The 24,087-nt window shown below is 43.5% G+C and carries 20 protein-coding genes; 2 read left to right on the top strand and 18 right to left on the bottom strand.

Going from position 1 to position 24,087, the window contains the following annotated elements; all coding sequences use genetic code 11:
- Positions 1–55 precede the first annotated feature (55 nt).
- Complete coding sequence (locus ViNHUV68_RS19605; protein ID WP_391090842.1) at positions 56–1,321, top strand: carbohydrate porin; 1,266 nt, start codon at positions 56–58, stop codon at positions 1,319–1,321.
- A 217-nt stretch (positions 1,322–1,538) separates the two neighbouring features.
- Here ViNHUV68_RS19605 and ViNHUV68_RS19600 read toward each other — a convergent pair whose 3' ends face one another.
- The 7 genes from ViNHUV68_RS19600 to ViNHUV68_RS19570 all read right to left on the bottom strand — a co-directional run bounded on the left by ViNHUV68_RS19600 (position 1,539) and on the right by ViNHUV68_RS19570 (position 8,758).
- Entirely contained in the window at positions 1,539–2,837 is a 1,299-nt protein-coding gene (locus ViNHUV68_RS19600) for a serine hydrolase (RefSeq protein ID WP_391090840.1), read from the bottom strand.
- A gap of 169 nt (positions 2,838–3,006) precedes the next feature.
- Positions 3,007–3,765 carry an enoyl-CoA hydratase-related protein gene (locus ViNHUV68_RS19595; protein WP_391090838.1) on the bottom strand — a complete coding sequence of 253 codons (759 nt, stop codon included), beginning with the start codon at positions 3,763–3,765 and terminating at the stop codon, positions 3,007–3,009.
- A 26-nt stretch (positions 3,766–3,791) separates the two neighbouring features.
- Positions 3,792–4,565, bottom strand: a complete 774-nt coding sequence (locus ViNHUV68_RS19590; protein WP_391090837.1) for an enoyl-CoA hydratase-related protein — start codon at positions 4,563–4,565, stop codon at positions 3,792–3,794.
- A gap of 165 nt (positions 4,566–4,730) precedes the next feature.
- Positions 4,731–6,320 carry an AMP-binding protein gene (locus ViNHUV68_RS19585; RefSeq protein ID WP_391090835.1) on the bottom strand — a complete coding sequence of 530 codons (1,590 nt, stop codon included), beginning with the start codon at positions 6,318–6,320 and terminating at the stop codon, positions 4,731–4,733.
- A 47-nt stretch (positions 6,321–6,367) separates the two neighbouring features.
- Entirely contained in the window at positions 6,368–6,841 is a 474-nt protein-coding gene (locus tag ViNHUV68_RS19580; RefSeq protein WP_391090833.1) for a MaoC/PaaZ C-terminal domain-containing protein, read from the bottom strand.
- Positions 6,842–6,989: 148 nt separating this feature from the next.
- Positions 6,990–7,448, bottom strand: a complete 459-nt coding sequence (locus ViNHUV68_RS19575; RefSeq protein ID WP_391090831.1) for a MaoC/PaaZ C-terminal domain-containing protein — start codon at positions 7,446–7,448, stop codon at positions 6,990–6,992.
- A gap of 95 nt (positions 7,449–7,543) precedes the next feature.
- Positions 7,544–8,758 carry a CoA transferase gene (locus tag ViNHUV68_RS19570; protein ID WP_391090829.1) on the bottom strand — a complete coding sequence of 405 codons (1,215 nt, stop codon included), beginning with the start codon at positions 8,756–8,758 and terminating at the stop codon, positions 7,544–7,546.
- Positions 8,759–9,330: 572 nt separating this feature from the next.
- Here ViNHUV68_RS19570 and ViNHUV68_RS19565 point away from each other — a divergent pair.
- Complete coding sequence (locus ViNHUV68_RS19565) at positions 9,331–11,037, top strand: BamA/TamA family outer membrane protein (protein ID WP_391090827.1); 1,707 nt, start codon at positions 9,331–9,333, stop codon at positions 11,035–11,037.
- Positions 11,038–11,111: 74 nt separating this feature from the next.
- Here ViNHUV68_RS19565 and ViNHUV68_RS19560 read toward each other — a convergent pair whose 3' ends face one another.
- The 11 genes from ViNHUV68_RS19560 to ViNHUV68_RS19510 all read right to left on the bottom strand — a co-directional run bounded on the left by ViNHUV68_RS19560 (position 11,112) and on the right by ViNHUV68_RS19510 (position 24,042).
- Positions 11,112–12,566, bottom strand: coding sequence for a phospholipase D-like domain-containing protein (locus ViNHUV68_RS19560; protein ID WP_391090825.1), 1,455 nt, complete (start codon positions 12,564–12,566; stop codon positions 11,112–11,114).
- A 63-nt stretch (positions 12,567–12,629) separates the two neighbouring features.
- The gene (locus ViNHUV68_RS19555) at positions 12,630–14,645 is read right to left on the bottom strand and encodes a carboxylesterase family protein (protein WP_391090823.1); all 2,016 of its coding nucleotides are present in this window, start codon (positions 14,643–14,645) and stop codon (positions 12,630–12,632) included.
- A gap of 206 nt (positions 14,646–14,851) precedes the next feature.
- Positions 14,852–16,525 (bottom strand): hypothetical protein, encoded by a 1,674-nt coding sequence (locus ViNHUV68_RS19550; RefSeq protein WP_391090821.1) that lies wholly within the window; start codon positions 16,523–16,525, stop codon positions 14,852–14,854.
- 262 nt (positions 16,526–16,787) lie between these two features.
- Entirely contained in the window at positions 16,788–17,948 is a 1,161-nt protein-coding gene (locus tag ViNHUV68_RS19545) for an FUSC family protein (RefSeq protein WP_391090819.1), read from the bottom strand.
- A gap of 14 nt (positions 17,949–17,962) precedes the next feature.
- Positions 17,963–18,121 carry a hypothetical protein gene (locus tag ViNHUV68_RS19540; protein WP_391090818.1) on the bottom strand — a complete coding sequence of 53 codons (159 nt, stop codon included), beginning with the start codon at positions 18,119–18,121 and terminating at the stop codon, positions 17,963–17,965.
- Between the two features lie 38 nt (positions 18,122–18,159).
- The gene (locus ViNHUV68_RS19535) at positions 18,160–19,518 is read right to left on the bottom strand and encodes an FUSC family protein (protein ID WP_391090816.1); all 1,359 of its coding nucleotides are present in this window, start codon (positions 19,516–19,518) and stop codon (positions 18,160–18,162) included.
- 17 nt (positions 19,519–19,535) lie between these two features.
- Complete coding sequence (locus ViNHUV68_RS19530) at positions 19,536–20,396, bottom strand: efflux RND transporter periplasmic adaptor subunit (RefSeq protein ID WP_391090814.1); 861 nt, start codon at positions 20,394–20,396, stop codon at positions 19,536–19,538.
- Positions 20,397–20,406: 10 nt separating this feature from the next.
- Complete coding sequence (locus tag ViNHUV68_RS19525) at positions 20,407–20,619, bottom strand: DUF1656 domain-containing protein (protein WP_038176680.1); 213 nt, start codon at positions 20,617–20,619, stop codon at positions 20,407–20,409.
- Positions 20,620–20,837: 218 nt separating this feature from the next.
- On the bottom strand, positions 20,838–21,722 hold the full coding sequence (locus tag ViNHUV68_RS19520) for an EamA family transporter (protein WP_391090811.1): 885 nt from the start codon (positions 21,720–21,722) through the stop codon (positions 20,838–20,840).
- Between the two features lie 48 nt (positions 21,723–21,770).
- The gene (locus tag ViNHUV68_RS19515) at positions 21,771–22,724 is read right to left on the bottom strand and encodes a cation transporter (RefSeq protein WP_391090809.1); all 954 of its coding nucleotides are present in this window, start codon (positions 22,722–22,724) and stop codon (positions 21,771–21,773) included.
- Positions 22,702–24,042, bottom strand: a complete 1,341-nt coding sequence (locus tag ViNHUV68_RS19510) for an amino acid permease (protein ID WP_391090807.1) — start codon at positions 24,040–24,042, stop codon at positions 22,702–22,704. Before ViNHUV68_RS19510 ends, ViNHUV68_RS19515 begins: the two co-directional genes overlap by 23 nt.
- Positions 24,043–24,087: the final 45 nt, after the last annotated feature.

Raw genomic sequence — 24,087 nt, 5'->3', positions numbered from 1 at the left:
TGATCAATGGCAGGAAAAATAGCCGTTAGAAGCTTAAATTACAGCGAGGAATGGAATGGAAAAATCACTGAAATTTTCAACGCTAGCGATCGCATTAACACCCTTGATGGCTTGTCCCGTGTTTGCTGCGAGTGAAGAAACCAAAACACAGTTTGAAGATGTTGCGGTGATGCCAGAGCCAACCTCTGCGCCATCCTCTCACTTTGAACTATGGAATGAGACCAAAAAGCGCTGGCAAGAAGAGCACGGTCTGCAACTGGGCATGGACTATAACATGCTTGGTTTAACTGCAAGCGATGCGTTAGGTGAATCAAGTGCTGCGTCAGGCGCATTACGTGTCTACGGTCAGTGGAACATGGTGCATACAGACTCGGGGTCTACTGGTGGCATTGTCTTTAAAGTTGAGCATCGCCACAAGTATACCGATTCTTCTCCGAAAGATTTCGGCCTCAAAGATCTTGGTTATATCGGTTTTGTTCATCCACTTTATGGCGACCAAGGTTTTCGTACGACTCATCTGTTCTGGCGCCAATCTATGCTTAATGACCGCATGGTTGCTTATGCCGGTTTCCTTGATATGACCGATTATACTGACTTTTACCCGTTAGCCAGTCCTTGGAACGATTTCAACAATAGTGTGTTTAGCTCAGGGAGTGGCACTATAGGCGGTCTTCCTGATGGTGGCCTTGGGGTAATGTTAGGCGGATTTATTACCGATAGTGTCTACAGCTCAGCAAGTATTATGGACGCAAAAGGTAATGCCTCAGACTTGATTCAAGGTGCAGAAGATCTTTTTGATTCGGGTGCAACTTGGAAGAGTTTTGAAATCGGTTATACACCTTCGCGTGATATGTTGTTTATTGAAAATGCCCATGTAACATTCTGGCAGAGAGATGCGGTTGGCAGCGACAAAGAAGGTCATGGTATTAATGTCAACTTTTCTGGTCTCATCGCACAACAATGGTTGCCGTTTTTACGCGCTGGTTGGGCAAAAGACGCTGGTGCCATTTATGATGCATCGGTCAGTGCTGGTTTCGGTTACATGCCAACTCAGCGCAACCAAGACATGTTTGGCTTAGCGCTTAACTGGGCAAGTCCGATGGCCAGTACGTTTGGAAATATTGATTTTGATGATCAATACACTGCCGAGATCTACTACCGTGCGCAGGTAACACCTTGGTTGCAACTGTCGCCAAGTGTGCAAGTTCTAAACCATACCGCGATTAATGTTAACGCGATTGAATCGCAGGATTTAGCGAATATCTTTATTAAAGACAAAACGGATGTGGTGTTTGGACTTAAAGCGCGTTTTGCTTTTTAATGTTTGATGATTTGGCGGCGATTAATTCGCCGCCATTTGATGTACGAGTACACCGATAATCTGTCTATCAGGTTAGTCGAGTGTACGGCTGTTATAAATCTCAAGCTCCAGTTTCTCATTAAGCTAGATATTTTAAGTACCGCTGTACGTCACGTTATAAAAAAGCGGGTTATGTTTAGAAAACATAACCCGCTTTTTTAGTAAGTAAAACGATCACTTAGTCACGGTCAAATAGACCAGACGTTGCAATTGTACGTGCAAAACGATGCCCTGAGTGGTCATCATTGTTGACGTTGAAGTAGACGATAACCAAATCGCGCTCATGTGAGACGTACAAGCCTTGCGTCATTAAACCACCTTTCCAGATGTCACCATCAGGCCATACCATATCCCATTGACGACTGTTGGAAATGAAATCATTTGAACCAAGATAGTCGGCAAATACAGCACCATCAAAGCCTTTCATCATAAAGTCATGGGTGCGCACTTCACTGTGAATACGTTGCAGGATTTCATTAGTCACCACTTGCTCAGAAGCGATTTTGTTCCAACTTGGTGTGTAGAGCATACCGAAGCGAGCAAAATCTCGGAGGTTACTAGACACTAAACCGTGCGCAGCGGCAATGCCTTCAGGTGTTAAGTGTAATTGTAGGCTGCCTTCTGCGCCGACTTTTGACCACACTCTGCGGTCAAATTGTTGAGGCCAACGTTCGCCTTCAACTGCTTCAGCCAGAATGACTAACATTTGAGTTAGGCCAGATGCGTATTGGAATGACAAGCCAGGTTGTTCTTTTTTCTTGGTACTTTTTAGTACGTCGGTCAAGGTTTCTAAACCATGCTTTTCATTCGGGAAAGCAAATTCGGCTTCGTAAACACGTCGAGCAACATTTTCTGGGTCAAAACGCGATTCAGTAGTATCTTCAAGATCCATGCCAGTTGCCATGTCCAGCACATCACGTGTGGTAATACCATCCCAATCAGTACCCTTGAAGTCGGTTATGTAGTCAGTAATCGGCGCATTTTCATCAATTTTACCCTCACTGATCAGCATATCAATCAATAGACCAGCCATTGGTTTGGCAGAGGACATCCATAGGTGAACGTCTTCTTGGCGCATACGAGGATACTGTTCATAAACGATCTCGCCTTTATGGACGACAAGGTAACCTTGCGCGCTGTCAGACTGCTCTAGGAACTGGTCAAGTGTTAACGGGCCTTTAAGCAGACTTTCAGATGTCATTTCCGCTTTTACTTGTCCCACTTCTGGCATCAAGTTGGTGGCCAGTGGCATGACAGGCTGACGCGCTGGTAAAACGGCGGTAGGCATAAATTCACATGCACGAACGTTGAAGTAGGCAGAAATATCCCCACCGAGGAACAGTTCACCATAGTTAGCCTGACGAGTTTTGGCTTCTAGTTCTGCGGGAAAACCATTTTTAAATTCTATAAGGGGTGTTTTGGTAGCCATCACGTTAGTTTGTGAGCTTTCTGTGGTATTCGATTGATTCTTTGACATTGTGATTTCCTAAATATTTATCTTCAATAACAGTAAATTAAGTTAATTTTCACGTCTAAACCAATCGCGTTTGAAGGGTGACGTCCATCAACAGATAGCTTACCGACAATAAAAATGCCAGACAGTGTCACTGTCTGGCATTTCGTTACTAACCAAGAAAAAGGGCGGCTTATTTCGCTTTCCAGTTTGGTGCACGTTTTTCGGCAAATGCCGTTGCACCTTCATTGGCATCTTCGGTTGCCATTAACCATTCAAACGCAGCTTTCTCTAGTTTTACCGCTTCAGGTAATGGCAGATCTAAGCCATTCATGACGGTAGATTTCATTTTTTGCACGGCAAGTGGCGCTGAGCTGACAATGTCTTGCGCGATTTGCTCACACTTAGCCATTAGCTCTTCAGCAGGGACCATGTGATTGACTAGGCCAAGACGTAATGCTTCTGGCGCATCGATACGGTTACCTGTGTAAAGTAATTCTAGTGCGTTGCCTAGCGGAATCACGCGAGGTAAACGTTGAGTGCCGTGACCACCTGGAATCCAACCGAGACGAATTTCACCAAAGCCGAAGTGTGCGTTGTCAGCACAGACGCGAATGTCGGCACCTAGCGCTTGCTCTAGTCCACCTCCATTACAGTGGCCGTGAATGGCGGCAATTACTGGTTTTGTCATCGACATTAGGCGTGGGTATAGGCGGTCAACAAACCCATCAGCTGCTGGAGAGTTTACCCATTTAATATCTGTACCAACACAGAATGAACGACCTTCGCCACTGATGATCCCAACACGTAGCGTTGGATCGTTTTCTAATTCATCCCATGCATCCGCAATAGCGTTGTAAGTTTCACCATCACAGGCGTTCATTACTTCAGGACGGTTGATTTTTACGTGCACAATACCGTTGTTTTTTTCTACGATTACTTTACTCATCATTTTTCCTCAGTATATATCTGCAATGGTTAATATTTTTTGTAATTAGGTTTACGCTTTTCAGCAAATGCAGTCATGCCTTCTTTTTTGTCTTCTGTACCAAATAGTGCATGGAACAGACGGCGTTCAACTTTACGGCCTTCAGCAATTGGCATTTCTGCTTGTTGATTGACGGATTCTTTACCTGCCAATACTGCTAGACGTGGATTATTCGCTATTTTGGTCGCAAGCTCGACTGCATGTTGAAGGACGTCGTCCTCTACTACTTCAGTTATCAAACCAATGCGCTCGGCTTCTTCGGCTTTGATCCAGTCGCCAGTTAAAATGTAACGCATCGCTTTATACTTACCGATGCGGTGAGCCATACGCTGAGTACCACCCCCACCAGGGATCACACCGAGTGTCACCTCAGTTAAACCAAATAATGCAGTTTTATCAGCAAGAATGATGTCACACATTAATGAAATTTCTGTACCGCCACCGAACGCAAAGCCTTTAACTGCGGCAATCACTGGCTTACGCAGTTCCGCTATTTGGTCCATATAGGCGGCGTAGTCTTTTTGGTAGGCTTCTTCAAAATCGACATCCGCAATCCACTTAAGATCAGCGCCGGCACAAAAGGCTTTTTCACCTCCGGCTAGAATCATACAACCGACAGAATCATCCGCATCAAACGCTTTTAATGCGTCAGTAACATCTTCTACAACTTGCTCGTTGAGTGCATTCATTGCTTCCGGACGGTTAAAAGTAACAATGCCTACATTGCCTTTTTTCTCAGTGAGTACGTATTTAAATTCTTTCATTAAGTTTATCTCTACAAGTTAAATAATAGGGTTGTTATAACGGGGGATTAGAACTAAAGCGCTTTTAGCTATGTAGTTCCACAGCTTGACTAGGTATTAAACCTAAGCCGTCAAAACCGTAAATCATAATTTGCGCTGCCAAAGTGTTGAATCTCTCGTTGGTTGCTACGATTCGATAGGAGGTAATCGTTCTCGAAGTACTTTTTTGGAGATTCGGTCGAGTGTTGAACGTGGAAAGCTCGCCACAATCATCACACTTCTAGGTACTTTGAAGTCAGCCAACTTTTCACGACAATGAGCAATAATTCTTTCTCTCACTTGCTCATGTTTGAGCTTGATACCTTTATCACTTAACGAGACAAAAGCGACGGGGACTTCACCCAACATATAGTGCTGTTGGCCAACCACGGCGCACTCCATCACTAAGCCCGTTTGATCGATGGCTGTTTCGATTTCTAATGCTGCCACGTTTTCTCCGCCGACACGCAACATGTCTTTATAACGCGCGACATAATGCAGCCAACCTTGCTCGTCAATACGAATAATGTCACCCGTATCGAGTGCGCCACTGTCATCGAACGCTTCTTTGGTATGTTCAGGTTGTTGGTAATATTCTTTAAACAGAGTAACACCGCGTTCGCCGCGTACGAACAATAGGCCTTGTTCGCCTGGTTGAGCTACTCGACCATCGTCTTCTTTACGAATTTCGATATCGTAGAAGGGAGAAGGGCGACCAATACTCCCCGCTGGACCTGGGTGAAACGGGTCGGAAACAATGCAAGAAGAGAGAGTTTCTGTCATTCCCCACATCGCCATAATTTGAACGTTAAACTCTTTTTCAAGCTCGGGCATGAGTTCAAGCCCCATCATCACACGCACCTTATGGTTTGAAGGTACGGGTTTATCTTTCAGCGCTTTAAAAGCGAAAGGAATCATTGATACCCAAGTAATATCATGGGCAACACAAGCTCCCCAAAAGCGCGACACTGAAAACTTAGGTTGAACGACAACCGTACCGCCAACCCACAAAGTGCTCAACAAAGAGATTTGTGCATTGGCATGAAATAGAGGCAGAAAAAGTAACGTTGTGTCGTTGTTGTTCAAGCGCAGGTTGGTCGACATCGATTTACCCGCCCACAAGGCATTGGCATTATTCCACATCGTCGGCTTAGGGCGCGAAGTGGTGCCAGAGGTAAACTGAACCGCGAAATTACGCTCAGGATCGCTAGTTAGTACTGGAATGGGTTCATTGATCGCGAGATGTGCAAAAGACTCTGTGTTTAGTTTAACGGCAACATCGGCTGCTATTGCTCCGGAAATAATCACTGGCGTTGAATCGCCGCATGCTTCACGCACTACAGCCGCGTAGTCTGCAGTCGTAATCGCACAAACTGGGTTCATTGTTTCGGCAAAATACTTAACGTTATCTGTCACTGAACGAGTATTGGTCGTTACTGGAGTCGCGCCAAGATAGGCACATGCAAACCAAGCGATAAAAAAGTCAGGGGAATTGTCAAAGTGCATTAAAACAAAGTCCCCTTTGCCTACCCCGCGTTTGTAGAGCCCAGCTGCAACTTGTTTAGCCGCTGTAGCTAACTCCGCATAGGTCCAAGATTGGCTTGAACTATCATCAAAAGGAGACCAAACGATAAACGGCTTGTTTGGTTGACGCTCAACCCATTGATTGAGCAGCCAAATAACATCCATGCAACGAAACTGCTCCAACTTAGAGGCTTTATTTTCGTTTAGTTTCATCGGAAGTCTTCTCCTTTAAATGTAAATAAGCAGGGCAGTGCCTGAGGTTAAGCGTTACGTTTTTCTACGTAGATAACGTGATGAGCGACGCATACAACTTGACCATTTTGATTGGTGGTGACTTTTTCTTCAGTAATCAAACCGTGAGTTGGATTTTTCGGGTGATCTTTTTTATCAATCACTGTCATCGTGACTTGAATGGTGTCACCTTCAAACACTGGGTTTGGATAACGAATTTTATCGTAACCGTAAGACATACCGTGTGGATTTAACGGCTCACCTTGAATACACAAACCAGTACTGATACTGAATGTTGCGTTACCATGAATGATGGGTTTTTTGAACGGTTGTGTCTTACACCATTCTTTATCGGTATGGTGCGGCATCCAGTCACCCGAATGCATCGCGTGCATAACAAAATCAGTTTCTGTAATAGTTCGACCTGCCGTAGTACGGGTTTCTCCGATTTCAAAATCTTCAAAAAACTTGGCAACTTCTTTATATTTTGCAACTTCAGTCATAGCGTAATTCTCTTTTTAAATTCTACTCGGTGCAGAAATTAATAAAATTTGGTGTGATATCGAACATCAACTGAACGATGTCATCTTGGTTTTAGTCAGTTTGCCTAGCTTGAAAATTAATCGACAAAGCAGGCTCAGCTGTATGGATTTATTCTGTTGGAGTGCGCTTAGTTACAAACAACTCATGCTCAACATAAGCAACTGTTTCACCACGTTGGTTGGTTGTGACTTCAGTTTGTGTCATCAACCCATGTGTTTTCTGTTTAGGGTGATCTTTTTTCTCGGTCACAGTGACTTCAACTTTGATGGTGTCACCTGGGAATACCGGTGCTGGATAACGCACCTTATTAAAGCCATAAGCCATAATGTTTGGGTTTTCCGACGATGATTGGAAAATCAGGCCAGTACTGATACAAAAAGTCAGGTTGCCGTGCGCAAGACGCGTTCTAAACGGTTGTGTTTTAGCGAATTCTTCATTGGTATGATGCGGCTGCCAGTCACCAGTGTGCATTGCGTGCATGACGATATCGGTTTCGGTGATGGTGCGTGCGTTTGTTACAAAACTTTCGCCAATTTCAAAATCTTCAAAAAACTTATGTTCTGACATAATATTTACCTACTTAATTAATTTTAGAAACTCAACCTGGCTATAGGTTTGTAGATACAACCAGGTTGGTATGACAACTTTTCGTTTAATGAAGATTAACGTGAGAGACCAATTGCTTTAGCAGCGACTAGCGCTTGTACTTCTTCATCGCTATAGCCAAGATCTGTCAGCTCAGACATTGTATGCTCACCAACTTTAGGTGGGTTTTGAGGTTTGATCTTGTTAATACCGTTACCTTCAACCTGAATTGGGCTATCAATGGTACGGATACCGTCAGTGCCTTCCACCTCAGGGAAACAACCATTGGCAATCATGTGCTCGTCGCGAGTACACTCTTCGGTGGTTTGAACCACGCTGAAGTTAACGCCAAACTCTTTTAAGCGTGTTTTTACTGTGGCGAGGTCATGCTGACCAACAATGGCTTGCATTTCATTAAACAATTCTTGATGGTTTACCGCGCGCAATTCAGGCGTTGCGAAACGTTCATCACCTTTCAAGTCGTCAGCGCCGAACGCTTCACGTAAGTTATCAACGTTATTTGGATTCAGTTCCACAATGATGACATAACGGTTATCTTGAGTTTTGTACACACCGCCAGTCACTGGGTTTGGCCACTCTTCGCGATGGTATTTCTTCATTGCTGGTGCGCCAACTAGGGCCGCCTGCATCATGCTTGAGTTAGCCCACAAGCCATTATTCATCAAAGACGTAGAGACTTTAGAACCTTCACCAGTGCGTTCTTTGTGATAAAGCCCCGTCATTACCGCACTGAACAATGCTGTTGCTGTGTTCAAGTCGCCTGTGCCAACGGGTAGTGGAACTGGGCCGCCATCTTTTGGACGCAGTTCTTCCATAATGCCCGTACGTGCATACCAAGCGGTCATGTCAAAACCAGGGGCGTCTTTGTCTGGACCTTCCAGGCCGAAACCATTAATCCACGCGTAAACGATTTTCGGGTTTACCGCTTTGATATCTTCGTAAGTGTGCTTAAGGTGTTTTTGCACGTTGAGTGGCGAGTTGGTTAAAAATACGTCTGCCGTCGCCACTAACTTATGTAACGCTTCTTGAGCTTCTGGTTTTTTCAAATCAAGTGCCACAGACTTTTTAGTGCGGTTCTGTGTATAGGTGGTGTACGCAATTTTGCTTTTTGGCATACCCGCAACCATATGACCATAGCGCCAAGGGTCACCTGCTAGAGGTTCAATCTTGATCACTTCTGCACCATGATCGGCAAGCATTACGGTTGCAGTTGGTGCAGCTGCCATTGATGCAACTTCAATTACTCGGATACCTTCTAAAATTCCAGCCATTGTGGACTCTCCTGATGTGAGTTAAATTTTCTAAAACCTACGCATTAATAAACCTGATGATTGCAATGTGTTGGTTAATTAAATTATCAGTACAACTTGATATGGGTTACATAATGAACTCAAGTGCCTGAGTGAATATGTTTAGAAAGCAAGACGCTTTGTTAATGTTGTACTAACACAATGTCAGTTCGCGTTTTGATTTCTATCTTCTGTCGATTGATTAAAGAGAAGTCAATGTATGGTTACGTCCTCTTAATGATGGAGGAGGTACTTATTTGTTTGGCCATCTCTCTTCGATGTGATTAATTTATGCGATATTTTTGTACGCAACCAATCTCATTTGAAGGATTAAGTCCTCCAGTCAACAATCCATTGGTTGGCTGAATGGTTTTCGAGTTAATGAGAGTGTGCGGTTCTTATCGGTATTGCTTTTAAATGGTTTTAACCATTATTGAGGGTAAATTTGTAGAGTGATGTGCCACATAGGTAGGGTAGCGTCCTGCATATACGATTAACTTGATTCCCATCACCGCAATAGACTATTGAGGTGTAAGATTAACTTAAACAGATATATGGCTTCTTTGGTAAAAAAAATAGTGGGTATATCAATCTTTGCTTCGATCCCTGTTTGCAATGTTTTTGCGGCGGAGTTTACGATTCAAGGGTTGACTAAACCATTAGAGAAAAACCTCGAATATTATCTCTCGCCATTGTCTGAAACCCCTGCGAAAAACATTTCTAAAGGGCAGATCAGAAAGTTAGTTAATGATGCGCTAAACCCATTCGGCTATTATCACCCAAAATTTAATGTCTCTAAAAATGCAGACGAACAGGTGACCATTGATGTGGATGTTGGCCCAGTAACGCTCATCGCGAGCTCCAGCATCTTAATCACGGGAGAAGCAGATCAAGATCAAGATTTTATTGATTTGATTGATGCCGGTCAGCTTCAACAAGGACAGCCCCTTTCTCACTCAGACTACGATTCATTGAAGCAAAACTTATTATCACTTGCACAACAAAAAGGCTATTTAGAAGGTCAGTTTTTGCAGTCGGTGATAGAAGTGATCCCAAGCATGAACCAAGCGAATGTAAGGCTGCATTTTGATAGCGGTGTGCGTTATCACTTTGGCGAAATTTCTGTGATGAGCTCGGAAATCGAAACCGATCGCATTAAATCTTTAAGTCCATTTGATAAAGGTGACGGATTTAATTCCATCAAACTGGGCGAATACCAATCTAACCTTTCACAGACCAACTGGTTTCGCAGTGTCGCGGTAAAAGGCAATTTTGACCAGAAAACCGAAGACAACCAAGTGCCTATCGAAGTGTCGACAGTCCCTAATTCGCGAAACATTGTCCAGGTCGGTGGAGGTTATGGGACAGACTTAGGTCCTAGAGCATCACTTAAATGGAATAAGCCTTGGTATAACAGTCGTGGCCATAGTTTGAAGGCGGAGGCATCGATCTCTCAACCTGAACAATCGCTTTTGATGGGTTACAAAATACCGACCAAGAACGTTCTAACGGATTACTACGGTATTCAGTTTGAATCTACGCGTGTCGATTATAGAGATACAGCGAGTTTTACCAACGAACTTACGTTCGAAAAGCACTGGCAGTTAGAAAGTGACTGGCAAAGTACCATGCATGTAAGATATTTACGAGAGCAATACCAACAGGCGTCAGAAGATAGTCAGTCACAATTGCTGATGCCAGGTATCACTTTTTCTCAACTTGAGCGCAAAAATGATCAACTGGAATTGAGTCATCGGCATATTTATTCTTTAGAATACTCAGATCCATACTTACTTTCAGATTCTCGCTTGCTTCATGTTGAAGGAAACAGCGTGCTATCTTGGGATATTAGCGAGAAGCAAAAATTTCATTTTCGTTCAAATGTCGGCATTAATATTGTTAATTCACTTGAAGATATTCCCTCATCGCTTCGTTTTTTCGCTGGTGGTGACGAGAATTTACGTGGCTATGATTATGAATCAATCTCACCACGAGATGAAAATGGTGCGTTAACCGGGGCCCGTTATATGTTTACCGCTGGGTTTGAGTATCAATATCAGGTATACCAACAAGTTTGGTTGGGCGCGTTCTATGATATTGGTGATGCGTTTAACGACGAGATTGATTTGAAACGTGGAACAGGCTTGAGCTTAATTTGGAATTCCAAATATGTACCAATGAAAGTTGATTTTGCTTATGGATTAGATGCTCCAGAGGGCGATGAGTTTCGTATTCACTTCTCTATTGGTACTCAGTTTTAATATCTCGGGTAAGGTTGTAAAAAAGGGGCTTAACCAATGGTTAAGCCCCTTTTTTATTACTCTTTTACAACTCGCTAAAGCTCAAACTCGCCATCCATTTTTCTGAATATTCTGTCGGTAATTTCGTGCCAGGCTCCATAGTTTGGGTTATCGGCTGTGGATTCATTACCCGATGACCATATTGGGTTGCCTTGGTCGTCGAGCGTTACATCCCAAAATAGAGCTTTGTCGCCGAATAAGTATTCTTCTAGTTGAGCGGCGAACGCTTCACTATGGATAAACAGGCCAAACTCTAAATTTAAGAAGTCTGAACGTGGATCAAAGTTAGATGATCCGATAAAGCTCAACTTATCATCGATAATCAGTGCTTTGTTGTGGTAATAGGTATCACCATGATAAAAATGATCTTCATTGAGCGCGGTATCCTTGTACTCATAAAGGTTCACCCCTTTTTCTAACAGCGTGATTCTATGCTGCTCATAATAAGCAGGAATAAAACCGGAATCATTTGAAGCCGAAGAGTTGGTCAATAAAGTGACGTCCGTTCCTTGCTCTCTAAGCTTTTCAATAACGGTGAATTTTCCTTGCGTAGGGACGATATACGGAGTCGAGATAACCACTTTGTTGGCGCTACGTAACTCCTTGTTGATAGAGCGTTCGGCACGAGTACGAAAATAAGGTTTGTTATTTTCTAGTTTTTGCAGTGAATCAAAAACGGGCGTCACTTCTGTTTGAATGAAGTCAGGCTGTTTGAGATTAGCGACGTGGGTATATACATTTTTAATTACTTGTTTATTGTCTTTGTTCACTTTGGCCATCGTGGTGTAGAAATCGACGTATTGATGGTTCTCCTCGACCTCGATCAGCTCTCGAATTGGCGTTACGTGTGTACTGTTCCACAGGTTTTGATAGTTGGCATCAAAGGCTACGATCACTTCACCTTTAAACAGTACATCGAGATCGAAGAAGTTGGCGTGTTTGTTATAACCAAAATAGTCACTACCAATATTACGTCCACCCAAAATCATGTGAGTGTGATCAACGTTAAAGTATTTCTCATGCAGGCGATTGTCTAAGCGATTTTGATGGGATGAAAAGTCAATTGCTCGGCCTAACCAACCTGATTTACGTGAGTCAAACGGGTTAAAAATACGGATTTCAATATTGTCGTGGCTGTCGAGCTCGGCGAGCCATTTAGCATCAAACACCATCAGATCATCCAGCGTTAGGCGAACTTTTACCCCACGGTTGGCGGCGAATTTTATTTCGCTGAGCAGCAAAACACCTAAGGTATCTTGCTCCCAATCGAAGTAGGTCATATCAATACTTGACTGAGCCTGGCGAACCAGTTGAATGCGTTTGGCGAATGCCTCGGGGGCACTGGCAAGCAGTGCAACTTCGGCCTGGTAGCGTTGAGGTTGCCAGTTTGACTCAAAGTCTGGTTCGACTTTAGGGTAAGGTTGTGCGCATCCTGCGACAAGTGCGACACACACTAGGGCGCATAAGGTACGAAGTGTTTTAGTAAACATAAGACTCTCGTAGGATTAAAAAAGGGTAGTTATAAAAAAGGCCAGCGAACTGGCCTTTAGTAATTAATTTTGTAGGTAGTTCATCAAGATACCAAGTTCTTCTAAGCCACTCAGGCGTCCTTGACGTAGACTAGGGTCTGCGCCAGCATTCTCTTCTTTGTCCCAACCTGGAGCAGAGTTATTAATGCCGTCGCGATCGATAAGGAGAACCGCGTCTTTAGCTGCATCATACTGGTAATCATTGAATAACTTATCACTAAACCACAAGCGTGACATCTCGTTCATTAGCTGCTTATCTTTTGAGTTCGGCTTAACGCTTGTTCCATCGAGTTTCACGGCTTTATTGAACACAAATGGTAGCTCTGAAGCATTACAAGCCCCTGTGATACAGCTGATAGATTTCAGCAAATCACCAATATCCGTTGCTCCGTTAGGACCTGTGTTATACGTCCACACGTTGAAGCTCGGTTTATGAGCGAAGTAATAGAAAGTCGCATTGTCGTTCTGTGCTGCTTTGATACGCGCTGGGCCAGCGAACAATGTATCGTTCATCATAGTACGGTATTGACTCATATTCTTAATTGCACCAATGACACTGTGCTCATCATTTGGGTAGAAGTCTGTCAATTGAATCAGATCACTGCCAGTTTGATTTTTTAGACCAAAAAACAGTGGCGTAATGGCTTCATACGCTGAGCTCGGCAATGCATCGATCAAGTCCTGTAGCTCAAGTTGAGCGCTGAATTCATCACTGTTTGCGAGAGACTGCATACGCTGTTCGACAAGTTGCTTATTGCCGTCAATCGCCAACCATTCGCTCATACGCTGCGCTGTGTACTCTGCGTCGCCAGTATCATTCCCCATTAGGTCAATGATCAGAGGAACTAACGAGGTCAGGTTGGGTAGTATGCTCATTGTATCGGCATCTTGTGCATTGACGCCAATCACGGTCGGTACCACGAATTCTGATTGACTCGGTTGCGCTTTACCCATGTCATTTTTACAAGCACTTTTATCTTCCAAAAAGCCATCTTTAAGCTCTGAACACTCTAAATAAGGCGCGTAAGGCATCAGCGTTGCCATCGGCGTGTTATCTGATTTAGGGCTTATTAATGGAATATTAAGTGAAGACAGTAACCAGTTTTGTAGTCTTTGTAATGGGTCTAGTGATGTGCTTTGTGCTTCCATAATTTGAGAAACAGAAGCGCTGCGCAGGTTCTCAATGTCGCTCACTTGATCTTTCGCTACATTGTAGCTTTTGTACTCAAAACCGTAAGGCACACTTTGCATAACCGCTCGTTGGAAATAAGTTTCATCGAGATTGCTGTTGGCGACTTTTTGTTGCAATAATGCAATAGACATTGCACCAGAGCCTTGGCCCATAAGTGTTACATTGCCAGCGTTACCACCGAAATCTTGGATATTTTCTTGTACCCATTTTAATAGGGTTTCTTGGTCACCTAAACCGTAGTTACCGTTTACATCGGCGCCTTTAATCCAGTTTGAACCCAGTAGACCCAAACGGTAGTTAAACGTCACTGCAATAAATGGATTACCTTCATCCACACCCTGTGCGACAACGGTGTCACCGTGAATCATTGGGTTAGAGCCAGAACCGTATTCAAAATCACCACCGTGAATAAACACATAGACTGGCAAGTCGTCACCTTCAACCGTGCCTTCTGGACGCCAAATGTTAAGGTTCAAGCAGTCTTCGCTTTGTTCTAGAACTGTTGCTTTAATTTGTGGGCATACATTACCGAACTCAGTGGCATTAATGCTGCCCTCAAGATTAGCTGTGTCACTGTGTTCAAAACGCGCCGCTTGAGCGAAGGTAATACCTTTAAAAGATTCAACAGAGCCAAGCTTTTCTTCACCTTCAACGGTTGTGATAACTAGAGATTCTTTCGTTGCGGTCACGTCTGCGTTGCCGACTGCAACATTGATTGTTTCAGACGGAAGAGGCTTTAATGGTTGTGGCTTCGCAGGCGCACCTGGTTGAGAATCGTCATCGCTGCCACAAGCTGAAAGCAGAGCGGCGATAGTAAGAGCAAGTATTGAGCGTTTGGTTATTTTCATTGTCATGTCCACAATTGTTTGTCTTCATCAAACACGCGGTTCCATGCGCTACGTTCATCCTGAAGAGTTGCTTGATAGATTGATTTTGTTTATGGGATGTATGTTAGAGATATATTTTAAATTGATGTAATCACGTAAAGAGGACGTTATCCTACAAGAGCAGCCCGTAGCCGATTCTTGTAGGAGAGTCTGTCTAGCAAAACGGATTAGAATCGATATCCGAAGTTAATTGTGAAGGCACTTCGAGTTTCACCAGTGTTATACATGCCAGTGATATTGTAGTTTTTGCCAATTTGCTTGTTAAAACCGATTAAGTAAGCCCATTGGTTGAGATCTACACCGATATCGTAATCAAACTCAACATCACCAGCGATAACATGACCATCCATACGAGCATCAAGGCCCTGGTATTCTGCACCGACGAAGATTTGTGCACGGTAATCAACCAACTGATAGCCCAACATAGGCTGTACGGTTACGATGCCGTCGCCCCAATCTTGACCGCCTTTGATACGTGTTTGCGAGTATGTACCTGTGACCGATGCAAAGAACTCTTTGTAACCAATCGATAACGTAGTACCTACACCGCGTAAGTCGTATTCCAAATGAATTGGCACATTTAAGCGGCCACGATTACACACTGCCGACAAGCCACCACTACAGAATTCATCGCCTAAGCCAGGGAATTTATTGTTTAACTTGTCTTGAAGGAACTCTCCCGCTGCGCCGGTATATCCTGCGTCAACATTCGCGTTTACATCGATCTTGCCGACGTAGCCGAAAACATTCCAAAATGGCAGAATGTTAACATCACCACGAATACTCATACTTTCTGCAGTGACAACACCAACCGTATCTTCGGGGTCAAACAGGTCATTTAAGCGCACGCCCTGAATGGTAAAGTCGTTAAATGGAATGTTCATGTCTTGGTTGCGGTATGCGACAGACACGCCAAATGGTAGTGGTAAATCAATACCCTGGCGTCGGACCATGTCACCCATTAGTGGGAAGACGCGGTTAAGTTTGACACTTTCTTCACGCATACGCGGATCAGAGACTTCTTTAAGTTTCTCTTCGTTTATAATTTGTACGTCAACACCTTCATCGTAAAAGGCAACAGGCTCTACTTTGGTAATGATTTCAAGCGGTTTCTTTTTATGTTTGCCAAGCAGCTGTGTATGTTTGGTGTCGATAATGACCTTACCTGATTCCAAGGTGCTAAAGGTGATCTCTTGCTTATAGGATTCAATATCATTGCCGTCAAAATTGAACGGCTTTTTGTTGGTGATCAGCATGTTTTTAGGCTCGCCGTCGACCAAAAAGATTTTGACTGTCAGAAAGCGGAAGTAAGCAATGTCTTGGGGCAAACCATACTTAGAATAGTTAAAGCTGATCTCAACATTGCCTTTTCCGTCATCTTTGGCTTCAACACTTGATGAGTCATACGCCTCAGCATAATTTCTTAGGCGATATTCATTACGGGTGAAGGTTTCAATCTGATCGATCACATTTTCGTGTTTATCCAGATGATTCGGGTCGTACTTTATATGCAGATCGATATTGCCTTTGGTATCGGTATTTTTAATCAGATACACGGATGACTCTTGAACGTCTTCATCGATAGTTACTTTTCGGTAAGCGTGCTCTACTAGGTGATCGCCTTGCATAAGCGAACTCAGAGCAAGTTTAGGTAGATCATGATCAATACCATATTGCTCAAATACTTTTTTACCATGAGTACTGATTTCAGAATACGTGGTTAGAGTTTGAGGCTGCTCTTCGGCAGAAACAACAGGAGATGTTGCTAGCAATACTGAACTAGCAATAAGTGAGAGTGTTGCCATTTTTTTTGAGCGGCTAGGTGTTTTAGTAAAAATCATGTCTAAGTCATTTCCAGTATAAGATTTTCAATACTATGAAAATCCGGCTGTTGATTTATCGCTGGACACCCTGTCCCACATTTTTATTAATGAATAAGTTTCTATTTAGCGTTTAAATGTGAGTTTGAATTTCACATTGGCTTAGCTGATGGATGTATTTTAGGTAGGGAAGGGCAAAACCAATAATCGGTTATGGAGGACAATATCCATCAAAACTTAGATGAGGTTAGTGATAAACGAAATGTGTTGAGATAATAAAGAGTTAGCCTGTGGTTCGAGACGGATTGAACAACGAACCAATGATTTGGGTTACCGCTAAAACAATAAATAGAACTGTGATCATGGAAAACGACGTAGTCATGTCAAAATTTGGCACCAACTGGAGTGCTCCCATCGTAAAAATGACTAAGTTATTACTGGCTAATATTTTTAGAATGGTGTGTTGAGGTTTCGAATAAATAGCCCAAATAACGACTATATGGATAAAATAAAACGCCAATAGCTCAAATACGTTATCCAGTGTTGGCAGAATAACCGCGTACTCTAAGATGAATAGGCTTCCCCACACCATTAATGCTAACCCAGTTTGCATTGCGCCTTTCACTGGCTGGCGAACTAGGACGATTGAATAGATAGAAGCCATCATGGGCAATAAAAACCCACTCGGTACAGGCAGAAAAATCCAAATTAATAAACATGTTGCTAATATAGAGACCGCTTGAAGTGCATATTTCATCCGTACTTGGTGATTAACTTCAAAAGCGCCAAGTGTGGCCTCAGGAGTGGCGATCTGATTGGCATGTTCAAGCCAAGTTTTTAAGTCATGCGTTATTTGTTGCTGTTTTAGTGATTCGCGGACGATAGTTTGCCCTTGAGCGATCAAGTTGAGCTGAGTTCGGTTGTATGTACTTTGCAGCAGATAAAGTGTTTTTAGTGCATAAACGGTCGTGAGCCAATAAGACTTTTGATGTTTTAATCGGTAACTACCATGCAGCGGGAGCTGTAAAATCTCGCTTAATTTATCAAGCTTAATCAATATATTAGCATCATTCATATCCGATTGAGGGGGATTGTCCAGTAAATGGGGCTTCACTTCATTAAGCAAATTGAAAAAATGGTCTTGTGTATTTACGTGCCAAATAAATTGATTGACGAAGCTATAAACAATAAAACCTAGCATCGTTTCTTGTAGTCGGAGCGTCATAACATTAAACGTCGCGACGTCGTCAAAATGTCCGACGGACGCGGTTAGCGCGCAAACGATAAATGCCGTTGACCACATATAACCAGTCTTGCGGTGTGTCGAGAGGTAAACACAGACGGCTAAATATAAACATAAGCTAGCTAAAAACAGCACTCTTTGCTGGTGGAAAGCAGAGATAATAACCACTGCTGAACAGGCGCCAATAAGGGTACCGAGCAATCTTAAGCGCCCCTTTAAAATGGAGTGCGAAAATGTCTCGTTACCGACAGTACCACGATAACAATCACTGACCAGTACGCTTTTTCCCAACCAAATAGCAGGGCAAAATAAATACAAAGCACCACGGAAAGGGCAGCTTTTAGCGCCTCTTTTCGATACTGAACACGGTTCATTGATGGCTTCTTAAGTGCAAGATCATCGACGGCATTGCCTATCTCGCCCGTGTGGTTGCGTGAAACAGGTCGAAAAATAACTTACCTGAAAACGAAACAATCAATAAGTTGAGAATCATTAACAACGGCGTTTCTATGCTGTAAACGGGCGTTAAATGAAGTGCGCCAGCGGTGAGTACCAACACTAAGTTAGTACCTAATATTCTAAATATCATCAGGTTGGGTTTTGCAAATAGCTTCCAAATAACAAAGATATTCACAAAGTAGAATATGGCCAATTGCCAAACTTGAGTAAAGGTCGGCATGATAAACACATACTCTGCCAGTACAACGGTCCCGAAACCGATGATCGATAAGATCACATCTCGCAGAGCGGTGGTTGGCATTACAGGCAAGTTTACCGCGATCGTACCGCCGAGCATTGGAAATATCACACCACCCGGAATAGGGATGTACACCCATAAGAAAATCGCAGTACAGAAAATGACAACGCCTTGCAGAACCTTTGGGTAGTCGTCATGAACATGCTGCGCAAATGAACGGTATTGTGGTTTCCAATTGCGATGTTGGAAGGCAAGGGCTCTGTGCTCGGCATTTACCAATAGTGAATGTTGAGGAGAATCAACGTCAAACGCCGCTAATCGTGTCTTATGTTGTTGCATCTCTTCGCTAAAGATCGTGGCATCGCTTTCAATGCTTATCCAACCATTAAGCATCTCAAATTCTTGCAATCTGACTTTCCAGGCATGTTTGTGTTGTGACAATGAATAACTGTCACCAAGTGGCATGCGCAGTTGCGATTGCAGTTTTGCGATCAGAGGTGCCAATGTTGCACTCATTTTTTGGCGAGTGTCGTTGTCTTTTGTCTCTAGTGCGGTAAGCAGTTGGTTGCGTATATTTTCCACCATCGGGTAAAACTGATGGCCAACTTTGATTGGCCAAAGCAATTTGGAGACCAAAGAGTAAACAATCAGGCCAAGAATGGTTTGTTGAGTTCTTAAAATGGCAAAATTGAAGGTAGTTGCGCTGTCTAAACCGCCCATCGCGGCAATAATCATACAGACGGTAAACGCCATAAGAAAAATATAGCCATACTCTGGGTCGGTGGACATAAACACACACACGCCCAAAAACAGCGTCATAAAGGTAAAAAATAAGAACGGGTCTTGAGGGAACATAGCGATCAGAAAAAACGCATAAGCTATCCCCATGGCAGTACCTATTAAGCGATTTCGGCCTTTATGGATGGAAGAGCCAACATTTTCGGTCAATGCAACCACCGCAGTCGCAATTGCGGCCCAATACGGTTTTTCCCAACCAATCCAAAGTGATAAACAGATGGTAATCACAATAGATAGGGAAACTTTAATCGCATCTTTGGTTGTTGCACTAAACATTGGCGTATTACCTATGATTATTTAATAATTTTAATTGAGGCAGTCATACCGACGCGCAGTTGCAGATCTTCGGGAATCTGATTCAGTTGAACTTTTACCGGAATACGTTGTGCTAGGCGGATCCACTGAAAGTTCGGGTTAACGGTTGGTAGTAAATCAATGCCAGTACTACCGTCAGTTTTAGAGATACCGTAACCAATGCTTTTTACTGTGCCCTCTAGGGTAGTATCATCGTGAGTTAGCAATGTCACATAAGCCTGATCGCCAGCATCAACGCCTTTTAATTCGGTTTCTTTAAAGTAACCTTCGATCCAAAAGCTATTTTCATCAATTAGAGCAACAACAGGATTGTTCGCCACGACTTGTGAGCCGACACGAAGATCAAAGTTTGTAATGAATCCATCGGTAGGTGCATACACTTTTGTGTATTGCAGGTTCAGCTGCGCAGATTCGACGTTCGCTTTTGCGAGCTCAAGATTAGCCTGTGCAGATTCAACGGCATTATCTAAATTGTTAAGCGACAATACTGATACCGCACCTGGCGTGCGTTTTTCTAGACGGGTAGCACGAGTTTCTTCATTGATCGCTTTATTGACGGCGGCACGGGCTTGCTTCTCTGCTGCAATGGCTTTATTTAGCGCGGCCTGATAAACACTGGCGTCAATTTGAAACATTAAGTCGCCTTTTTTCAGGCGAGTATTGTCATCGACATAAACATTGGTCACCTGGCCTGTTACGCGAGGTGTGACGGAAATAATATAAGCCGACACTTGGCCATCACGAGTCCAAGGGTTTTCGGTAAAAACTTGATAGTAGTGATTGACGACAAAACCAGCGCCTAACACAAATAGTAATGTGATGAAGTAACGTTTAATCACTCTTTTTTCCTTAGAATATGGCAATAAATTGGCCAATAATACCGGTGAAAATAACCACCAGGCACACTTCGACCACTGCAGGAAGTGCTACGTGTCTATGAAAGCCAGTCTTGACGGCTACCGAACTCACCAACATAGCAAGTGCGTAGGCAATGGCGACGGTAACGAGTAACGGTGGCAGATAGACTTCACCCCAAACAAGTTCGTGTGGCATATCAATCATGATCTGTCTCTCGATTATTTTTAATGATGGCTAATCTAACTCGAGTGAAACGAGAGAGGTAATCACTTTTGAAGGGCTAAATCCGTCAAATCTAGCTTGAGCTTAAGTTTGTGGACATAAAAGCAGCGAAAATTGAACAAAAAATCATTAGCACTTAGGTTTGATATGAAAAGTTAACGTTGTTTTACTCGGTATCACTAAGTTAAAAAAGCGCTTATTTACTTAACAACGGAAGTGGCAAGGGGGGCTTTACTTTCACAGAGGCGCTCCCAAATACTATGAACAGTCAGAGCAATGAGCACAATGCTGCCGCCGATTAGATTTGCTGTTGCGGGTTGTTCGTCGAGTGCCAAAAACACCCAAAGAGGACCTAACAGTAACTCTAATAATAGGATCAGTGCGGTTTGAGCTGCCGGTAAATACTGTGAAGATTTTGCGATACATAGACCAGATAAAGGGACGACGATAATGCCTAATATCGCCATATAACTAAATTGTATCTGATTTAGTTCGGAGGGCGTTGCGCCATTGATTAGAGCAATGACCGCCATGGTTAGCCCACCAATAATAAGAATGGTATGACTATTCACGCCGCGACTTTTTCTTAATGACACAAGGTAACACGCTGATCCGATCGCTGCCACGAGCGCATAATAGTCACCTAGCGCCTGACCTACAGCCAAACCATGATCAAAAATGATTGCGATACCTGAGATGGAAACACCCATTGCTATCAGCGTATGGATAGCGAGTTTTTCCTTCATAGTGATAAAGGCAATAACCGCGGCAAAAAAAGGAGCGGTATTGAAAATAGCGAGTGTGCTGGCGGCATCGGTATTGCTGACAGACAGTACAAAAAATAACGTGGATGTGGCAAAGGCAACGCCGCCAATGACATCGACGCTGGAGAAAGGCGCAGCTTGTTGTTGAGCCGTTTTACGAGGACAAAGTGTGAGGATGGTAATGGTTGTCGATAACAAAATACCGCGCCAAAAAATCAGAGTCCATGGTGAGGTGTCAATCATTCTTACCAAGACGCTATCAAAGCTCAATATAAAGACACCACACATGGCATAGAGAATGCCTAACGTTTTGTTTTGCATAATTTCAGAGCTTCTTATTTGCTTAAGGAGGAGAATGACAGACTGTAACTAGGCCCAGTAACGATCATTGGTAAAGGAAACGGTCAACCATAAGTCATCGTTGATTAACTTGAGTTGCGACTCAATTTCTGTGCGTATTTTATCGAGTTGCTCAATTCTAAAGCTACGCTCGGGTTTATCGATGATAAAAGTGACATCTACATAGAGCTGACGCCCCGTTTTCGTTGCTCGTGTGATTTGGTTATCGAAATCATACTGTGCTAAAAATGGTTGCAATACTTGTTTTATTTGCTGCTGAATCGTCTCGTCTGGAGCCATAACCAGAAGCTCCTTGGTACTTTTTATTAATCTGTTGATCGGGACTTTGATGAAATACAGCGTTGCTACAATCACTGTCATCGGATCAACATAACCGGCGAGATGCTGTAACGATTCTGTTTGGTTGAATAGATAGCTGATGGTAAAAGAGACCACCACCAACAAGCTAAAGACGGCATCGACCATCCACTGCTCACATTCGGCTTGAATAAGGTCATTATGCTGTTGGCCTAAAGACTTAAGGTAGCCCCAGCTGCCTACACAGATTAATGCTGTGGTGATACCGTAATAAATACCAGAAGAAGCGTTATTATTCTCAGCTCCACCTTGATGCAATACCAACACAGCACTGACGAAAGCATACAAACAGATAGAAATAATGACTATAGATTTAACCATGTTCACTAAGGGCTCTACCGCGGTTCGTCCCATATGGAAGCTGCTGTTATGACACTGGTTAGCATCAAAGCTGTTGTCTTTATTAATCACTAACAGGGCATACATAGTCAGCATTGACAGTAAAATCGACACCCCTGAGTAGATGGCATCAAAAAGGATGATCCCAGATTGAATGAGGATCCCCCAAGTTATCCCAGCGATGGTATAAACTGTCCCCATCGCTATCGAAAACTGGATTAACTGACGCTCTTTTTTTTGCGTGTTAGTCAGCATTTTTTGCGGCATATTTTTCTTTCTCAATCAGTAACCAAACCGGCACAGCCAACATCAACAATAGTAAGCTCCACATTCCTGCCGTTGGCCCGCTGCCATAAATAGTCCCAACTGAAAAGACAAAGGCAACCGTCCCCACAGGAATATAGCTTTTTATATTGAGAACCTTAGATAGCTTATCTTTTTTGACGTATAGAATTCCCTCTACAGCGCAGCAGAATACGTAAGGGATCATTGCCGCATCGGTGGACAAATCGACGATCAAGTTATAAAAAGTCGCCATCTCTTTGCCGCCTGATACGTCAAAAATCAGTAACAGACTCGCCAAGGTAGCAGAAATTAAAATGCCATATTTAGGCGAACCTGCCTTGTTTACTTTTGCAAATACAGTTGGCATAGCGCCATCGCGAGCCGCAGCCATTGGCACTTGCCCCATCAGCAGTGTCCAGCCATTTATCGCTCCAAGGGATGAGATAATGGCGGCAACAGAGATAATGGTTGCCGCGGTAGAGCCCCACATCGCATCCGCGGCATCTGCAAACGGTGCGCTAGAGTTAATCAAGACTTCTCTTGGCAGTACGCCCAGCACGACCGTGGTACCTAAGATGTACACCATTGATGAGACTAACGTGCCTAAAATGGTGGCGCGTGGAATGGTTTTGTCGGCATCTTCTACATCACCAGCAGGGACCGTTGCGGACTCAATGCCTAAAAAGGCAAACATAGTCAGCGGTGCAGTGGCGGCCAGTGCGCTGAAGAAGGGTTGATCGCTTGGGTTAAGAACCGCAAAGTGGCTCCAATCGACCCAAAACAAACCAAACACACTAATACCAATGAAAGGAATTAACTTGGTATAAACAGTAACCGCTTGAAATAGACCCGCTTCTTTGACCCCTTTAATGTTAATGCCTGCAATCAACCAAATGGAACCTAATCCGATCAAAACATTGGCCGCGGGCATTTCTTGTAACACGGGAAATAAACTGTTGAGATAACCGACTAAGCCTGCGGCCATCGCTGGTAAAGAGGCCCAAATAGAAATCCAGTAACCCCAAGCGACTAAAAATCCAGTAAAGCGGCCAAAACCTAGTCGAGTATAGGCATAAGGACCACCAGTAGTTGGGGCAATACGTGCCAGGCGCGCAAATACCATTCCAAGACAAACCGCGGCAAGTGCCATCAGACCCCAGCCAATAATGGCTACGGTTCCATAAGGAGCAAGTGCGGCAGGTGCGATGAAAAAGCCTGAGCCAATCATGTTGCCGATGATCAGTGCGGTACAGGTCCATAGCCCTAATGATTTGGTTTTAGTCGGTGTTGTTGATGTCATCTTAAACGTTACTCGAAAATTATTTGAATGCGTGGTTCGACAAGG

Source organism: Vibrio sp. NH-UV-68 (assembly GCF_042940635.1).
GTDB classification, from domain to species: domain Bacteria; phylum Pseudomonadota; class Gammaproteobacteria; order Enterobacterales; family Vibrionaceae; genus Vibrio; species Vibrio pacinii.
The sequence above is the reverse complement of the archived record's forward strand: the minus strand, read 5'-3'. Positions and strand labels throughout refer to the sequence as shown.

Excerpts from the sequence above, each read along its gene's own strand:
- ViNHUV68_RS19605 (WP_391090842.1), top strand. The coding sequence starts at position 56 with ATGGAAAAATCACTGAAATTTTCAACGCTAGCGATCGCATTAACACCC.
- ViNHUV68_RS19600 (WP_391090840.1), bottom strand. The coding sequence starts at position 2,837 with ATGTCAAAGAATCAATCGAATACCACAGAAAGCTCACAAACTAACGTG.
- ViNHUV68_RS19595 (WP_391090838.1), bottom strand. The coding sequence starts at position 3,765 with ATGATGAGTAAAGTAATCGTAGAAAAAAACAACGGTATTGTGCACGTA.
- ViNHUV68_RS19590 (WP_391090837.1), bottom strand. The coding sequence starts at position 4,565 with ATGAAAGAATTTAAATACGTACTCACTGAGAAAAAAGGCAATGTAGGC.
- ViNHUV68_RS19585 (WP_391090835.1), bottom strand. The coding sequence starts at position 6,320 with ATGAAACTAAACGAAAATAAAGCCTCTAAGTTGGAGCAGTTTCGTTGC.
- ViNHUV68_RS19580 (WP_391090833.1), bottom strand. The coding sequence starts at position 6,841 with ATGACTGAAGTTGCAAAATATAAAGAAGTTGCCAAGTTTTTTGAAGAT.
- ViNHUV68_RS19575 (WP_391090831.1), bottom strand. The coding sequence starts at position 7,448 with ATGTCAGAACATAAGTTTTTTGAAGATTTTGAAATTGGCGAAAGTTTT.
- ViNHUV68_RS19570 (WP_391090829.1), bottom strand. The coding sequence starts at position 8,758 with ATGGCTGGAATTTTAGAAGGTATCCGAGTAATTGAAGTTGCATCAATG.
- ViNHUV68_RS19565 (WP_391090827.1), top strand. The coding sequence starts at position 9,331 with ATGGCTTCTTTGGTAAAAAAAATAGTGGGTATATCAATCTTTGCTTCG.
- ViNHUV68_RS19560 (WP_391090825.1), bottom strand. The coding sequence starts at position 12,566 with ATGTTTACTAAAACACTTCGTACCTTATGCGCCCTAGTGTGTGTCGCA.
- ViNHUV68_RS19555 (WP_391090823.1), bottom strand. The coding sequence starts at position 14,645 with ATGAAAATAACCAAACGCTCAATACTTGCTCTTACTATCGCCGCTCTG.
- ViNHUV68_RS19550 (WP_391090821.1), bottom strand. The coding sequence starts at position 16,525 with ATGATTTTTACTAAAACACCTAGCCGCTCAAAAAAAATGGCAACACTC.
- ViNHUV68_RS19540 (WP_391090818.1), bottom strand. The coding sequence starts at position 18,121 with ATGAACCGTGTTCAGTATCGAAAAGAGGCGCTAAAAGCTGCCCTTTCC.
- ViNHUV68_RS19535 (WP_391090816.1), bottom strand. The coding sequence starts at position 19,518 with ATGTTTAGTGCAACAACCAAAGATGCGATTAAAGTTTCCCTATCTATT.
- ViNHUV68_RS19525 (WP_038176680.1), bottom strand. The coding sequence starts at position 20,619 with ATGATTGATATGCCACACGAACTTGTTTGGGGTGAAGTCTATCTGCCA.
- ViNHUV68_RS19520 (WP_391090811.1), bottom strand. The coding sequence starts at position 21,722 with ATGCAAAACAAAACGTTAGGCATTCTCTATGCCATGTGTGGTGTCTTT.
- ViNHUV68_RS19515 (WP_391090809.1), bottom strand. The coding sequence starts at position 22,724 with ATGCCGCAAAAAATGCTGACTAACACGCAAAAAAAAGAGCGTCAGTTA.
- ViNHUV68_RS19510 (WP_391090807.1), bottom strand. The coding sequence starts at position 24,042 with ATGACATCAACAACACCGACTAAAACCAAATCATTAGGGCTATGGACC.